A 14,937-nucleotide genomic window follows, 5' to 3' on the forward strand; every position below is an offset into this window, starting at 1 on the left:
ACATGCAGCAATTCAAAGTACTACAGCGTCCTTTGTGCGTCTGAAAAGACGCACGGCGCTGTAGGTGTCCGGATAGGGCGAGCGCTCAGGACGGCTGACGCTGATCCTTGATCCATGCCAGCACGTGCAGCCTTAGCGCCGAAGAAAGATTGCTTCCCGGCCCACGCCCGTCGTCAATTTCAGAAATCAGCGCGGCGAGCGAAATGCGCCGCGCCTCGGCAATTGCTTTCAACTCGTCCCAGAACGCGTCTTCCAGCGAAAAGCTGGTGCGATGTCCATGTAATGTGGCGGAATGTTTACGGATCATCGCAAACGGCTTGGATGGATCTCAGGTGAGGCGGCAATGCCGTCACTCATTGTCCTTCTTGTCTTCGCCGATCCGACCCTGGTCGAGCGCTTTCTTCGCCTTCTCGTTCAACGTCCTGGTCAGCTTCTTTTCAACCTTGGTGCGGCCAAAGCTGATGCGATTTTGTTCCGCCAGTTTTTCCTTCTCGGCACGCGCCTGTTTCTTGCGGAATTCGCGCAGATTGACGATGTCGGCGGTCATGATTCCTCCCACGAATTAAGAAGGAAGCGATGCTTCCTTCATGTCACTGCTTCTTGCGGAAAGCGTCCAGAGAAACGACCGAACCAGCCTTCTTGTCATCGCCGTCGGTCTTCTTGTCTTCTGCGGGTTCGTCGGACACGGCGACCGGATAGGCGGTAATCTCCGCGGCGGGAATTTCTTCGTCGCTGGCGAGCGGCACGTCGAATTCAAGTTCGAAATTTACGGACGGATCGTAGAATCCACGAATGGCGTTGAAGGGAATAACCAGCTTTTCAGGAACATCCGAGAAGGAGAGGCCGATCTCGAAATGGGTCTCGGTGATTTTCAGGTCCCAGAACTGATGCTGGATGACGATGGTCATCTGCTCCGGATATTTCGATTTCAGGTGCTGCGATATTCGCACGCCGGGTGCGCCCGTCAGGAAGGTGATGAAGAAATGGTGATCACCGGGCAGGCGGCCGGTGGTAGCAACCTCGGTCAAAACCTTACGGATAACCCCGCGTAGCGCGTCCTGTGCCAAAATATCGTAGCGGATATGGTCTTGCGCCATGCTTTCCTGTCTTTCGTTGGCCTTGTATTTACAAGGTTATATGCCATGCAGTCCGGCTCAGGGAAACCCCTGTCGCACGAGTCACGATAGGCGATCATACATGATTTATGAAAGAGGGAGAAGGTGAAGGCTTCTGTTGCCAGGTGCCTTCGAACCCCGCCTGCCGGTGCGAACCGTCAGGACTTTGATTGAAGCATCACACCGCCATTAGGCAGCGAGACGAGCTTCCGCATAGTTGTCGTTTGCAACTACAATTTTAGCCCGATAACGGTGGTACAATGCCGAGCAAAAAGTCGATCTTTACACCCTTGTCGATCCTGTTTCGCCCCCATCAAAAGCCGATCAGACAGATCGGTTTTTGGTGGAGGCGCCGGGTACCGCCCCCGGGTCCAATAGGTTTATTTCATCGCCCGTTTATTGCCATAGCCGCTCCGAGGACCGGCAGTGCTGATATAGTGTTTTCCAATTGTAATGAAAAGGGCATTCGTCATAAAAGCGCTGGCCGGACGGGTCAATTGCGACAGAATTCGGCAACGCTCCCCAGAAAGCCCGGGATTACCCGTTCGTTCGGTTGGTTTTAAGTTTTTCCGGCCTTAAATATCTGATGGATCAGAATCAGCGGTGGATGCGATGAAGCAATATCTGGACCTTTTGAACCATGTGATGGAAAACGGGAGCGACCGTGGTGACCGCACGGGCACCGGGACGCGCTCGGTTTTCGGTTATCAAATGCGCTTCGATCTGGATGATGGCTTTCCCGTTCTGACCACAAAGAAGCTGCATCTCAGGTCCATCATTCATGAACTCCTCTGGTTCCTGAAGGGCGATACCAATATTGCCTATCTAAGGGAAAACGGGGTTTCCATATGGGACGAATGGGCCGATGAAAACGGTGATCTCGGTCCGGTCTACGGCGCGCAGTGGCGCTCCTGGCCAGGTCCCGACGGGCGTCACATCGACCAGATCGCCAAACTGGTCGAGGGAATCCGAAAGAGCCCGAATTCGCGGCGTCATATTGTCAGCGCATGGAACCCGGCCGAGGTAGACGACATGGCACTGCCGCCATGCCACTGCCTTTTCCAGTTCTACGTTGCCCATGACAGGCTGTCGTGCCAGCTCTATCAGCGATCTGCGGATATCTTCCTGGGTGTGCCCTTCAACATTGCTTCCTATGCCTTGCTGACGATGATGGTGGCACAGGTAACCGGTCTTAGGGCCGGCGATTTCGTGCATACGCTCGGCGATGCGCATATTTACCACAACCATTTCGAACAGGCGAAGCTGCAACTCACGCGCACTCCGAAGCCCTTGCCGCGAATGAGGATCAATCCCGATGTGAAGGACATCTTCTCCTTCAGATATGAGGACTTTGATTTGCAGGGTTACGATCCGGATGCCACTATCAAAGCACCGATCGCGGTGTAACGGCGGAGCAGGGATGGCCAGCATCACGAAGACCATTGTCGTCGCCATGTCGCACAACGGCATCATTGGCCGAGACGGCGGCTTGCCCTGGCGGCTCTCCTCCGATCTCAAGCGTTTCAAGGCGCTGACGCTGGGCAAGCCCGTCGTCATGGGACGCAAGACGTTTGAATCCATCGGCAAGGCTCTGCCGGGCAGGCCGAACATCGTGATCACCCGGGACGCGAGCTTTGTGCCGGAAGGCGTCCGGGTAACTCACTCGCTTTCTGGCGCAGTGGATATTGCGAGTGGCCTTGCGAAGGAGACCGGTGCGGACGAAATCTGCATCATCGGCGGCGGCGAGATCTTCCGTCAGGCGATGGACTTCGCCGATCAGCTCCATGTGACGCATATCGAGGCGGATATCGACGGCGATACCACCTTCCCGTACATCGATCCAATGATCTGGCTGCCGACAGAAGAGCTTCAAGTGGCGGCGGGGGAGAAGGATAACTATGCCACCCGCTTCGTTACTTACCGTCGCGTGAACGCCTAAAAATCAACTATTTTCCAGTAAATCACGCGAAGTTTCTCACGCTGCGTTGAAAGCGGGTGCGCCGATACCTATAAGGAGGGACGATCACATCGGCTCGTAGCCCCCACGCGCCGCTCCAGTGATTGCGAAAGTCAACGATAAGAGGTTTTGATGCCTTGGAGTAATCAAAATGGCGGCGGCCCCTGGGGCGGCGGCGGTAATAATCAGGGACCTTGGGGACAGGGACCCAACCGGCCGCGGGGCAAGGGCGGGCCACCCGATCTGGAAGAGATCATCCGCCGCGGTCAGGATCAATTGAAGAACGTCGTGCCGGGGGGCTTCAACGGCGGCGTCTTCCTGATTGTTGCGGCGGTCATTCTGGTCTTCTGGCTCATCCAGTGCATCTATACCGTGCAGCCGGACGAGCGCGGTGTGGAACTGCGCTTCGGGAGCCCCAGAGACGAGGTCTCCATGCCCGGTCTGCATTTTCATCTCTGGCCGATGGACACCGTTGAGATCGTCAAGGTCACGGAGCAGCAGCAGAGTATCGGCGGACGCAATGCCAGCAACGCGGCTAGCGGTCTGATGCTATCCGGCGACCAGAACATTGTGAACGTTCAGTTCGCGGTGCTCTATATGGTCACTGATCCGAAGTCCTACCTGTTCCGGCTCGAGAATCCCGCAGAGACCCTGCAGCAGGTTTCTGAAAGTGCCATGCGCGAGATCGTCGGCCGGCGACCGGCCCAGGATGCGTTTCGCGACAACCGTGGTCCCATCGAGACCGAGGTGCGCAACATTATTCAAGACACCATGGACCGTTACGGCGCCGGGATTACGATCAACCGTGTGACGATCGAAGACGTGGCTCCGCCGCGTGAGGTGGCCGACGCGTTCGAAGAGGTCCAGCGCGCGGATCAGGACAAGCAGCGGCTCGTGGAAGAGGCCAATCAATATGCCAATCAGAAGCTTGGTCAGGCGCGCGGCGACGCGGCCCAGATTCGTGAAGCGGCGGCGGCCTACAAGGATCGCGTAGTCAAGGAAGCGGACGGTGAAGCCCAGCGCTTCGTCTCAATCTATGACGAATACACGAAGGCGCCCGACGTGACCCGCAAACGCATGTTCCTCGAAACCATGGAGCAGGTGTTGAAGGGCTCAAAGAAGGTCATCATAGACGAAAAGCAGGGCGTCGTTCCCTATCTGCCGCTCAACGAGATCGGCAAGCCGGCCCAGCAGACGCAGCAGCAGGGAGGTTGATCATGATATCCAATAGGCTTCCCGTTTTCCTTGTTGCTCTGGCGGTCATCCTGATCGTCGCCTATTCGTCCATATATGTCGTCAATGCACGTGAGCAGGCGATCGTGGTTCGTTTCGGTCAGATACAGGCGGTCAGAACCTCCCCGGGCATCTATTTCAAGCTGCCGTTCGCGTTCATGGATGCGGACCGGGTGCAGTATGTCGAAAAGCAGGCACTGCGTTTCGACCTCGACAATATCCGCGTGCAGGTCTCCGGCGGCGCGTTCTATGAAGTCAACGCCTTCATCATCTATCACATCAGTGACGCACGCCGGTTCAGGGAAACGGTTTCCGGGGACCGAGAGGCTGCCGAAGCACGGCTTCGCACACGTCTCGATTCCTCTTTGCGCAGGGTCTATGGCGTGCGCAGCATCGAGGCGGCACTTTCGCAGGAGCGTGCCTCCATGATGATGGAAGTACGGGACGATCTGAAGGGCGACGCCGAGACGCTCGGCATCACGCTTGATGATGTCCGCATCAGTCGCACCGATCTGACGCAGGATGTCTCCGAGCGGACCTTTAACCGCATGCGCGCCGAACGTTTGGCCGAAGCCGAACTCCTGCGGGCTCAGGGTACGGAAGAGGGCCAGCGCCGTCGGGCAATCGCCGACCGTCAGGTGGTCGAGCTCGTTGCGGGCGCCCAGCGTGACGCAGAGATCCTGCGTGGTCAGGGTGATGCTGAGCGCAACCGCATCTTCGCCGATGCATTCCAACGCGATCCGGGATTCTTCGCGTTCTATCGGTCGATGAGTGCCTATACGACAGCACTGAATTCGCCCGACACGACGCTGGTGATGTCGCCGAATTCGGAATTCTTCCGCTACTTCGACACCCGAAACGACGCCAATCCGACTGCGGGTGCGCCCGGAGCCACGGGCGCACCTGCGGGTCCGGCAGGTCCTGCCCCTGCCGCTCCGGCGAACTGATCGCGGACCGACAAGCAACGGCACCGGGGACTGATAACCGTTCCCGGTCGCCACTTGGCGGAATGACGCTTCAGCCTGCGGCCATTGTCTACGTTATGCCGATGCGAGGCGTGACGGGATTGGTGTGGATGTCACGTCGATCAATCGGGAATTCGCGAAAAGGTGATTTCACCGTCCATCATTCCGCCTTATGCTGGTGCAGACTGTGCAAATCTCATAAAATACGAGGATGCTGATGGCCCCCACCAATCGCCCGCCTTTTAGACGGTCACTTGCCTTGCTGGCCAGCGTGGCATTTCTCACATGCACCACGCTGAACGAGACCGTGCGGGCGCAGGATATGTCGGCACCAGCACTGCCTGAGCCGGCTGCACCGGCCGCTTCGGAGCAGTCCGCGCCCGCTCCGACAGATTCCACTGCGGCACCGGCTGCGCCCGCGCCAGCTGCGCCATCGCAGGCATTGTCCGCGTCTCCGATACCTCAGGAGCCCGCCTTGACGGCGCCGGCACCAGCACTGCCTGAGCCGACTGCACCGGCCGCTTCAGAGCAGTCCGCGCCCGCTCCGACAGATTCTACTGCGGCACCTGCCGCGCCTGCGACAACCACGCCGTCACAGGCATTGAGCGCACCCCCGACACCTCAGGAACCCGCCTTGACGGCGCCGGCTCCGCCTGAGCCGGCTGCACCGGCCGCTTCAGAGCAGTCCGCGCCCGCTCCGACAGATTCCGCTGCGGCACCCGCCGCGCCTGCGCCGGCCACACCGTCACAGGCATTGCCCGTGCCCCCGACGCCACAGGCTCCTGCCTTGTCTGCGCCGACACCGGCTATACCCGCTCCAGGCATCCCGAACGGTCCCGCTTCCGTTGCAGATCTGGCGGCGGGCCTGCTCGATGCGGTGGTCAATATCTCGACCTCGCAAAAGGTGAAGGATGACGAGGGCAACGGGCCAGCGCCGCGTATTCCGGAAGGATCACCATTCCAGGAGTTCTTCGACGACTTCTTCAAGGGCCAGCGGGAAGGGCGCAGCAATCATAACGTCAATTCCCTCGGTTCGGGTTTCGTCATCGACTCCTCGGGCTATATCGTCACCAACAACCACGTCATTGAAGGCGCCGACGATATCGAAGCGATCTTCCCGAATGGGATGAGGTTGAAAGCCAAGCTTGTCGGCACAGATACGAAGACCGACCTTTCTGTGCTGAAGGTCGAGCCGAAGCAGCCGTTGAAAGCGGTCAAGTTCGGTGATTCGAGCGTCATGCGCATCGGCGACTGGGTGATGGCCGTCGGCAATCCCTTCGGTCTCGGCGGCACGGTGACCGTCGGCATCATTTCGGCGCGCGGACGCAACATCAATGCCGGCCCCTACGACAATTTCATCCAGACGGATGCTGCGATCAACAAGGGCAATTCCGGCGGTCCTCTCTTCAACATGAAGGGAGAGGTGATCGGCATCAATACTGCAATTATCTCACCCTCCGGCGGTTCCATCGGCATCGGTTTTTCCGTCCCTGCCGAGCTTGCTGAAAACGTCGTCAAGCAACTTATGGAGTTTGGCGAGACGCGGCGCGGCTGGCTCGGCGTGCGCATTCAGCCGGTTACCGACGACGTCGCAGACAGCCTGGGTCTCGATACGGCAAGAGGTGCGCTCGTTGCCGGCGTCATCAAGGGCGGACCGGTGGATAACGGCTCGATCAAGCCCGGCGATGTCATTCTCAAGTTCGACGGCAAGGCAGTGAACGAAATGCGCGATCTGCCGCGTGTGGTCGCCGAGAGTCCGGTCGGGAAGGAAGTGGATGTCGTCCTGCTCCGCGACGGCAAGGAGATCACGGTCAAGGCTACACTTGGCCGCCTCGAGGATAATGATCAGGCCGCTGAGGGATCGCAGGACGAATCGTCGCCCGATGATGGCGGTGATGTCATCGTTCCAGACGAAGGCGAAAACAACGATATGGATCAACCGGATACTGGCGATCAAGGCCAGCAGGCCCCGGACGATCATAGCCAGCAGGGTCAGGGCCAACAGGGTCAAAGTTCGCAGGATCAGCAGCAGGCTCCTGGACCCGACGCCACGAAGAACAGCAACGTCCTCGGGCTGACGCTCGAGATGCTGAGTGCGGAAACCCGGAAAGTCTTCGGCATTGCCGACAGCGTCGACGGCGTTCTTGTCGCCGAGGTGACGCCGGGATCCGCGGCGGCGGAAAAGGGGCTCAAGGCCGGTGACGTCATCGTTGAAGTTGCGCAGGAATTCATGCAGAGCCCAAGTGCCGTCTCGGCCAAGGTCAAGTCCCTAAAGCAGGAGGGACGCCGTAACGCGCAGATGATGATCGCATCGGCGAATGGCGACCTGCGCTTCATCGCAGTTCCGATGGAGTAGGTGGCTAAACGGGCTCTGGCGTTTGCCGCAGCCAACTGGCGCGGGTAAGCCGGTAGAGCACGTGCCGCTTCAGATGCGGGTGCGTATCCGGTACGCGAGGATGATCGAAATCTCCGGCTTCGTCTCGTAGAAGGCCTATGCGTTCCATCACCGCGATCGAGCGGTGATTGTTGTAGACAGCGAACGACACGATTTCATCGAGATTCAGCATAGTGAACCCGTGACGCAGTAACGCCCTACCGGCTTCGGTGACCAGGCCTCGTCCCCAGAAGCGCGTAGCAAGCCGCCAGCCGACCTCCACCGTGCCTTCAGGCAAATATGGTTCGAGATTTGCCGGCGCTAAGCTTCCGTAGCCGATCGTCTCGCCGCTGTCCTTGAGTTCAAGTGCATAGAGTCCGAGGTTGGTTTCGGCGATCATGCTTCGGACTCGGTCGAAAAGGAGATCTGCTTCCTCCCGGTTGCGCCGCATCGGGTAGAACTCCATGACGCGGTCATCGGAATTGATCTCGAAGAAGAGGTCGCGATCCCTGTCGTTCCAGTTACCGATGATGAGGCGCTCGCTTTCGAGAATGATCATGAATTGCTCATTGTGACGAAATCGGTCTTGCGGTAGCCCTGGATATAGAGAAGCGCGGTCAGATCGCCATGGTCGATGCGCATTTTCGCCTCAGCCGCAACACTTGGCTTGGCGTGAAGGGCAACACCGGACCCCGCCAGATGCAGCATGCCGAGGTCATTGGCGCCATCGCCGACGGCGATCGCCTCTTCCGTGGAGATGCCAAGCCTCTTGCAAATATCGTTGAGAGCATCGACCTTGGCCTGCTTGCCGAGGATTGGTTCGGCAACATGGCCCGTCAGCAGACCACTCTCCTCAATGAGAATATTGGCACGGTTTTCGTGAAAACCAAGAACCGCCGCGACGCGGCTTGTAAAGACGGTGAAGCCGCCGGAGACGAGGGCGGTGTAATAGCCTTTGGCATTCATGGTCGCGATCAGTTCCGGTCCGCCAGGGGTCAAGGTAATGCGTTTCGCAATCACTTCGTCCACGACCGAAAGCGGCAGCCCTTTCAGCAGGGCGACCCGTTCCCTGAGCGCCGGTTCGAAGGCGACCTCACCGTTCATCGCGCGCGCGGTTATGGCTGCCACTTTCTCCTTCAAGCCCACTTCGGCAGCCAGTTCATCGATGCATTCCTGACCGATCATGGTCGAATCCATGTCGGCAAGAAGCAGTTTCTTGCGACGGCTCTCCGCTTCCTGGATGACGAGGTCAATTGCGCTGCTGCCGATCACAGCGAGCATATTGGCCTCCGCCGCCCTCGGATCGGCATCGTCACGGAGGGCAATATCGCAGGCGATGCCATCAGCCAGCCAGTAAAGGCCCGATGCCTTCACTGCCTCAGCCGCGCGCTCGGCTATCTCGGGGATGAGAACGGGATTTGACGGATTGGCAATAAGCGTGGCAACGAAAGCCATGATGGAAAACCCTGTGAACGACATGAATGCAATCCTGATAACCGGGCCTACCGCCAGCGGCAAGTCCGCCCTGGCGGTCGAAATGGCGCGAGAGTTTGGTGGTGTCGTCATCAATGCGGATAGCATGCAGGTCTATGACACGCTGCGCGTGCTGACGGCCCGGCCTTCCGATGAGGATATGCAGGGCCTTCCCCATTATCTCTATGGTTACGTTCCGGCAGGGCAGGCCTATTCCACGGGTGCGTGGCTGCGGGACGTCGCAACGCTTTTGCCGCGGCTGCGAGCCCAGGGAAAAGTGCCGGTCTTCGTCGGCGGAACAGGGCTTTATTTCAAGGCGCTGACCGGCGGTCTGTCTGAGATGCCGCCCATACCGGAAGAAGTTCGCCGCAAGCTGCGTCTCCAACTGCAGCAGGTGGGTCCGGAAGCACTGCACGCGCAACTGCAGGAAGTCGATTCCGCGATTGCGGAAAGCCTCAATCCGCAGGATGGACAGCGGATCGTGCGGGCACTTGAGGTGTTCGAAGCGACCGGGCGTTCGATCGGCCACTTTCAGGATGGGTCTGGGCCGGTCATCATCGATCCCGCGCGAGCAAAGAAAACCGTCGTGCTGCCCGATAGGGCCATCCTGCATCAACGGATCAACAGCCGTTTCGAGAAGATGCTGGCGGAAGGAGCCGAAGACGAGGTCAAAGCTTTGCTCGCGCTCAAACTGCCGCCGGAGATGCCGTTGATGAAGGCGATCGGCGTCTCACAGATTGCCGCCATGCTGCGTGGAGAAATGACGCGCGAGGATGTGCTCGAAGCCGGTGCGGCAGCGACCCGGCAATATGCAAAGCGGCAGATGACCTGGTTCCGCAACCAGATGGACGAAAGCTGGGAGCGCCGTTTGTCGAGTTAAAGCCCCTCGCATGAAAAGAGATTCACGCGACAGGCTTTAGACTATTGTTTTCATGCATGTCGTTGTCCAAAACCGCTGCACACTTTTGCGCGACGTGCACTAGCAATCGCAGCAAAGATTCATTCCTTTTCGTAGAGACTGCTCAGCGGTTTCTTCAGAATGCTGTCACGCAATGAGGGACCGCCAGGACGGCGGAACAGAGATCCATTGCCGCTTTCGGTCGACGCGGCGGGACGCTGTGGCGGCCATTCCTCCTGCCGCATCTCGCGGCGGAGTTCCGCAAGCCGGCTGTCGATCGACGTTTTGGCCGTATCGGCAGAGTTCGTTCCACGCGGCAGCATATCGGGACGATAGCGTTCCATCGAAGGCGCACTGGCTGTCGCCGGTTCGGGACGTGGAACCACATCGGCAAATCCCACGTCTCGGGCGTCTTCGGACTGGTCCTCCGGCTGAAAACTAGCAGCGGAGAGTGCTGCGTTATAGGATTGCTGAAAAGCGGAAATGTCTGGACCGCCGATGGCCCGCATTCGGCTGACAATTGTACGCAGATCGACGCTGTCTGGATCCTCCTCGGTGATCTTCACGGTTGCACCGCTTGCTCGCGGCAGCAGGCGATCCTCCACACGCAGGAAACGCATGCGCATTGGCACCGAGATCGCCTCTCCAAAGGCGATTGCTTCGCCATTGCCGATCGATGAGATGAAGCTGGTCGTCGAGATCGACGAATTGGGGATGGCCGAGCGAATGATTTCCTGGTCCCGATCGTTTGCGAGCCGCATGGCAAAAAGGGTCGAGCACTGCGACAGGATGGTCTGGTCGAGCTCGCCCGGCCGTTGTGTGATGATGCCGAGCGAGACGCCATATTTGCGGCCCTCCTTGGCGATGCGGGCAATGGCCTGGCGCGTCGGGAGGAAGCCAAGTGAAGGATCGGAGGGGATGTAGCGGTGGGCTTCCTCGCAGACGACCAGCATGTGGATCGCGCCGTTGCTCCAGAGCGCAATTTCGAAAGCCATGCGGCAGAGCACCGATGCAACGGAATTGACGACTTCGGAAGGGATGCCGGCGAGCTGGAAGGTGCAAATCGGCTGATCGTCGCCGGGAATGCGGAAGATCTGCGCGATGGTCTCCATGATCGTATCGCTGATCGTGTTGTTGGAGAACATGAAATGGTAACGCGGATCGTTGATGGCGGCGATGATGCGCATCTTCAGCGAGCGCAGAAACGGCTTTTCGTTACGGCCCTCGAGGCGCCCGATGCGCTCGTCGATAAGCGCCAGCAGGTCCGCTATGCGATAGGGCACCGGCGTGTCGGCCGTGATCGAGCTTTTTTCCGCCTGACGGCGGACGAGGGACGAGTCACTGCCGCGAAAGGCTCGCTTGGCGTCCGGCAGCAGATCGCGCAGCATATCGAGCTCTTCCGGCACCGGCGGACGTCCGCGAAAAACCACTTCCGCAAATTCCTCGAGCCGCATGAGCCAGAAGGGCAGATCGAGTGTGTCCGTGTCTATAACGACGGCGTGTTTTGGAAAGGCGGCCGCAAATTCGTTGTGCGGATCGAGGATCAGGACGCGCAGCTTTGGATCGGCTTCGATCGCCTTGTGCAGGAGAAGCGAAACGGCGGTCGATTTACCAACACCCGTGGACCCCACGACCGCAAAATGCTTCGACAGCATGGAGGGGATGTGGATGGCGGCGTCGATGCTTTCATCCTGCGTCAATTTTCCGATGACAGCGGTCGTGCCTTTGCCGGCATCATAGATCCGCATCAGGTCCGCTGCTCGGATGCGATGCGCGATCGCGCCCAGATACGGATATCGCGAGATGCCGGTGGAAAACTCCTCGCGTCCGTCCGGATCGACGCGCACTTCGCCGAGCAGTTCCGTCTCGATCTTGAAGGTGTTGTCCTGGCCTTCGCCCCAGGAATGGCCGCCGGTATTCATCGAATAGACCAATGCGACGACGCGGTTCTTCCCGACGCTGATGGAGATGAGGCGGCCAACGGACCATAGCTCGGTCAGATCGGTGCCGCCTTCTTCCGCGACCGCGGCAATCGTGGCGCGCGATCCGCTGCACGCGACAACACGGCCGAGGAAACGGTTTCCCGGCTTTTGGCTGTCCCGGCGGTCATGCTCGCCGGCTTTGCCGGATGCCTGCAAATCATTGTTCAGCAATCGGGCAACCCCCTGCTTTTGTTGCCCACCATATGAACAATCCTTTAATAAATCCTTCCAATGCCATTCCGTTTTAAGAACTTGTCAAAAGTTGCGCATTGCCCTTGCGCTTTTACCGTCCGCGTTTTTTTATTGCGGGAAGCGTTGACGCTCCGAAATTTTCTGTCTATCAATCTCGCCCATGAAAAACTCGATGGCTCTTATCGTGGTGGGAAGGCGCATGGGCAGGATGGTGTAACCATCCGGCGACAGCCACCCATGCGCCAGACGACAGGCTCCCAACGGAGCCTTTTTTTATGCCCGAAATCGGGCGTCAAGCATCCTGAACATCCAGCAAGGCAACGGAACAAAGGCATGACGGGCACAGACAACGAGACCAGCGGCAATCAGATGACGGGCGCGGAAATCGTGCTGCAGGCACTGAAGGATAACGGCGTCGAGCATATTTTCGGCTATCCAGGCGGCGCGGTGCTGCCGATCTATGACGAGATCTTCCAGCAGGACGAGATCAAGCACGTTCTCGTGCGCCATGAGCAAGGCGCCGGTCACGCGGCCGAGGGTTATGCGCGCTCGACCGGCAAGGTGGGTGTGATGCTGGTGACCTCCGGCCCGGGAGCCACCAATGCGGTCACGCCGCTTCAGGATGCGCTGATGGATTCCGTTCCGATCGTTTGCCTTACCGGCCAAGTGCCGACCACGCTCATCGGCTCGGATGCCTTCCAGGAATGCGATACGGTCGGAATTACGCGCCCATGTACCAAGCACAACTGGCTGGTCAAGAACGTCAACGAGCTCGCTGCGGTCATTCACGAGGCTTTCCGCATCGCACAGACCGGCCGTCCGGGTCCCGTCGTCGTCGATATTCCGAAGGATGTCCAGTTTGCCACCGGCACCTATACGCCGCCGGCCGATCACATTGTTCAGAAGAGCTATCAGCCGAAGGTTCAGGGCGATCTCAACCGAATCAAGCAAGCGGTCGAGTTGATGGCCAGTGCGCAACGTCCAGTCATCTATAGCGGCGGCGGCGTCATCAACTCCGGTCCCGAAGCCTCCAGGATGTTGCGCGAACTCGTCGAGCTGACGGATTTCCCGATCACGTCGACGCTGATGGGCCTCGGCGCCTATCCCGCTTCCGGTAAGAACTGGCTGAAGATGCTTGGCATGCATGGCTCCTACGAAGCGAACATGGCGATGCATGACTGCGACGTCATGGTCTGCATCGGCGCGCGTTTCGACGACCGCATCACCGGCCGTATCAGCGCCTTCTCACCGAATTCGAAGAAGATCCACATCGATATCGATCCCTCGTCGATCAACAAGAACGTTCGTGTCGATATCGGAATCCATGGCGATGTCGGCAATGTGCTGGAGGATATGATCCGGCTCTGGCGGGCGCTGCCGAAGAAGCCGGAAAAGAAGCGGCTCGAGGGCTGGTGGGCGGAGATCGAACGCTGGCGAGCGCGCAATTCCTTCGCCTATACGAAGAGAAGCGATGTGATCATGCCGCAATATGCGCTGGAGCGGCTCTACGAGCTCACTAAGCATCGCGATACCTACTTTACGACGGAAGTCGGCCAGCACCAGATGTGGGCGGCGCAGTTCCTCGGCTTCGAGGAACCGAACCGCTGGATGACATCCGGTGGTCTCGGCACCATGGGTTACGGTCTGCCGGCCGCTCTCGGCGTGCAGATCGCTCATCCGGAAAGCCTGGTCATCGATATCGCGGGCGATGCCTCGATCCAGATGTGCATTCAGGAAATGTCGGCGGCCATCCAGCACGAGGCGCCGATCAAGATCTTCATCATGAACAATCAGTACATGGGCATGGTCCGCCAGTGGCAGCAGCTCCTGCACGGCAATCGCCTGTCGCATTCCTATACGGAAGCAATGCCCGATTTCGTCAAACTGGCGGAAGCCTATGGCGCCGTTGGCCTGCGTTGCGAGAAGCCGGATGATCTGGACGGCGCAATCCAGGAGATGATCGACGTCAAGAAGCCGGTAATCTTCGACTGCCGTGTCGCAAATCTCGCCAATTGCTTCCCGATGATTCCGTCGGGCAAGGCTCATAACGAGATGCTGCTGCCGGACGAGGCGACAGACGAAGCTGTCGCCAATGCCATTGATGCCAAGGGGCGTCAGCTCGTTTGATTTTCGGAAGGGGACAGAAACAATGAACGCACATCTTCAGCCGACGGGCTCCGCCTATTTCATTTCACCGGAAACAGCGGTTACCGAAAGCCATACGCTTTCGGTGCTCGTCGACAACGAACCGGGCGTGCTTGCACGCGTCATCGGCCTTTTCTCCGGCCGGGGCTACAATATCGAGAGCCTCACGGTCTCCGAAACCGAGCATCAGGCGCATCTGTCGCGGATCACGATCGTGACAGGCGGCACGCCGCAGGTGTTGGAGCAGATCAAGGCGCAGCTCGAGCGCATCATTCCGGTCCACCGTGTCGTGGACCTGACAGTAAGGGCACGCGAACTCGGCCAGGAGCGGCCGATCGAGCGGGAAGTGGCGCTGGTCAAGGTAGTGGGCAGCGGTGAGACACGTGCCGAAACGCTGCGCCTGGCCGACGCCTTCCACGCCAAAGTCGTGGATGCGACGGTCGAGCACTTCATTTTCGAGATCACGGGCAAATCCTCGAAGATCGACCAGTTCGTGGCGATCATGAAGCCGCTCGGTCTGATCGAGGTCTGCCGGACGGGCATTGCCGCCATGAACCGCGGCCCGCAGGGCATGTAAAACTATCTCAGAGAGCGAGAGCCGGG

Annotated in this window: 14 protein-coding genes and 1 other RNA gene; 8 read left to right on the forward strand and 7 right to left on the reverse strand. The window is 59.0% G+C overall.

Going from position 1 to position 14,937, the window contains the following annotated elements; translation table 11 throughout:
- Positions 1-85: 85 nt before the first annotated feature.
- From AAE029_RS04840 to ssrA, 4 genes are all read right to left on the reverse strand, one after another.
- Positions 86-307: a ribbon-helix-helix domain-containing protein gene (locus AAE029_RS04840; RefSeq protein ID WP_371071674.1), complete on the reverse strand. Its 222-nt coding sequence runs from the start codon at positions 305-307 to the stop codon at positions 86-88.
- Between the two features lie 42 nt (positions 308-349).
- Positions 350-547, reverse strand: a complete 198-nt coding sequence (locus AAE029_RS04845) for a DUF4169 family protein (RefSeq protein ID WP_371071675.1) — start codon at positions 545-547, stop codon at positions 350-352.
- A gap of 43 nt (positions 548-590) precedes the next feature.
- Positions 591-1,097: an SspB family protein gene (locus AAE029_RS04850; RefSeq protein ID WP_371071676.1), complete on the reverse strand. Its 507-nt coding sequence runs from the start codon at positions 1,095-1,097 to the stop codon at positions 591-593.
- Positions 1,098-1,219: 122 nt separating this feature from the next.
- Positions 1,220-1,579, reverse strand: a transfer-messenger RNA (tmRNA) gene (ssrA, locus tag AAE029_RS04855).
- Between the two features lie 148 nt (positions 1,580-1,727).
- Between ssrA and AAE029_RS04860 the strand changes: the two genes are divergently transcribed.
- From AAE029_RS04860 to AAE029_RS04880, 5 genes are all read left to right on the forward strand, one after another.
- Positions 1,728-2,522, forward strand: a complete 795-nt coding sequence (locus AAE029_RS04860; protein WP_371071677.1) for a thymidylate synthase — start codon at positions 1,728-1,730, stop codon at positions 2,520-2,522.
- A 13-nt stretch (positions 2,523-2,535) separates the two neighbouring features.
- On the forward strand, positions 2,536-3,054 hold the full coding sequence (locus AAE029_RS04865) for a dihydrofolate reductase (RefSeq protein ID WP_371071678.1): 519 nt from the start codon (positions 2,536-2,538) through the stop codon (positions 3,052-3,054).
- Positions 3,055-3,204: 150 nt separating this feature from the next.
- Complete coding sequence (gene hflK, locus AAE029_RS04870) at positions 3,205-4,287, forward strand: FtsH protease activity modulator HflK (protein WP_371071679.1); 1,083 nt, start codon at positions 3,205-3,207, stop codon at positions 4,285-4,287.
- A gap of 2 nt (positions 4,288-4,289) precedes the next feature.
- Positions 4,290-5,252, forward strand: coding sequence for a protease modulator HflC (gene hflC, locus AAE029_RS04875; RefSeq protein ID WP_371071680.1), 963 nt, complete (start codon positions 4,290-4,292; stop codon positions 5,250-5,252).
- A gap of 652 nt (positions 5,253-5,904) precedes the next feature.
- Positions 5,905-7,626 (forward strand): Do family serine endopeptidase, encoded by a 1,722-nt coding sequence (locus AAE029_RS04880; RefSeq protein WP_371071681.1) that lies wholly within the window; start codon positions 5,905-5,907, stop codon positions 7,624-7,626.
- Between the two features lie 4 nt (positions 7,627-7,630).
- Here the strand turns inward: AAE029_RS04880 and AAE029_RS04885 are convergent, their stop codons facing one another.
- The gene (locus AAE029_RS04885; protein WP_371071682.1) at positions 7,631-8,203 is read right to left on the reverse strand and encodes a GNAT family N-acetyltransferase; all 573 of its coding nucleotides are present in this window, start codon (positions 8,201-8,203) and stop codon (positions 7,631-7,633) included.
- Positions 8,200-9,099: a phosphoserine phosphatase SerB gene (gene serB, locus AAE029_RS04890; protein ID WP_371072096.1), complete on the reverse strand. Its 900-nt coding sequence runs from the start codon at positions 9,097-9,099 to the stop codon at positions 8,200-8,202. Before serB ends, AAE029_RS04885 begins: the two co-directional genes overlap by 4 nt.
- Here serB and miaA point away from each other — a divergent pair.
- Entirely contained in the window at positions 9,098-9,997 is a 900-nt protein-coding gene (miaA, locus tag AAE029_RS04895) for a tRNA (adenosine(37)-N6)-dimethylallyltransferase MiaA (protein WP_371071683.1), read from the forward strand. The genes serB and miaA overlap by 2 nt on opposite strands.
- Positions 9,998-10,116: 119 nt before the next feature.
- On the opposite strand, the gene AAE029_RS04900 is transcribed toward miaA, so the two are convergent.
- A complete protein-coding gene (locus AAE029_RS04900; protein ID WP_371071684.1) occupies positions 10,117-12,168 on the reverse strand; it encodes an ATP-binding protein in 2,052 nt (683 codons plus the stop codon).
- A gap of 354 nt (positions 12,169-12,522) precedes the next feature.
- On the opposite strand from AAE029_RS04900, the gene AAE029_RS04905 reads away from it, so the two are divergent.
- Together AAE029_RS04905 and ilvN are read left to right on the forward strand one after the other, a co-directional pair.
- A complete protein-coding gene (locus tag AAE029_RS04905) occupies positions 12,523-14,316 on the forward strand; it encodes an acetolactate synthase 3 large subunit (protein ID WP_371071685.1) in 1,794 nt (597 codons plus the stop codon).
- A gap of 22 nt (positions 14,317-14,338) precedes the next feature.
- Complete coding sequence (ilvN, locus tag AAE029_RS04910; protein WP_371071686.1) at positions 14,339-14,911, forward strand: acetolactate synthase small subunit; 573 nt, start codon at positions 14,339-14,341, stop codon at positions 14,909-14,911.
- The last annotated feature ends 26 nt before the right edge of the window (positions 14,912-14,937 follow it).

The sequence above is a fragment of the Sinorhizobium sp. CB7 genome, assembly GCF_041357635.1.
In the GTDB taxonomy this organism is placed as follows: Bacteria; Pseudomonadota; Alphaproteobacteria; order Rhizobiales; family Rhizobiaceae; genus Rhizobium.

Coding starts and splice junctions, on each gene's coding strand:
- miaA (WP_371071683.1), top strand. CDS start 9,098: ATGATGGAAAACCCTGTGAACGACATGAATGCAATCCTGATAACCGGG.
- AAE029_RS04850 (WP_371071676.1), bottom strand. CDS start 1,097: ATGGCGCAAGACCATATCCGCTACGATATTTTGGCACAGGACGCGCTA.
- AAE029_RS04840 (WP_371071674.1), bottom strand. CDS start 307: ATGATCCGTAAACATTCCGCCACATTACATGGACATCGCACCAGCTTT.
- AAE029_RS04845 (WP_371071675.1), bottom strand. CDS start 547: ATGACCGCCGACATCGTCAATCTGCGCGAATTCCGCAAGAAACAGGCG.
- AAE029_RS04885 (WP_371071682.1), bottom strand. CDS start 8,203: ATGATCATTCTCGAAAGCGAGCGCCTCATCATCGGTAACTGGAACGAC.
- hflC (WP_371071680.1), top strand. CDS start 4,290: ATGATATCCAATAGGCTTCCCGTTTTCCTTGTTGCTCTGGCGGTCATC.
- hflK (WP_371071679.1), top strand. CDS start 3,205: ATGCCTTGGAGTAATCAAAATGGCGGCGGCCCCTGGGGCGGCGGCGGT.
- AAE029_RS04905 (WP_371071685.1), top strand. CDS start 12,523: ATGACGGGCACAGACAACGAGACCAGCGGCAATCAGATGACGGGCGCG.
- AAE029_RS04865 (WP_371071678.1), top strand. CDS start 2,536: ATGGCCAGCATCACGAAGACCATTGTCGTCGCCATGTCGCACAACGGC.
- ilvN (WP_371071686.1), top strand. CDS start 14,339: ATGAACGCACATCTTCAGCCGACGGGCTCCGCCTATTTCATTTCACCG.
- serB (WP_371072096.1), bottom strand. CDS start 9,099: ATGGCTTTCGTTGCCACGCTTATTGCCAATCCGTCAAATCCCGTTCTC.
- AAE029_RS04860 (WP_371071677.1), top strand. CDS start 1,728: ATGAAGCAATATCTGGACCTTTTGAACCATGTGATGGAAAACGGGAGC.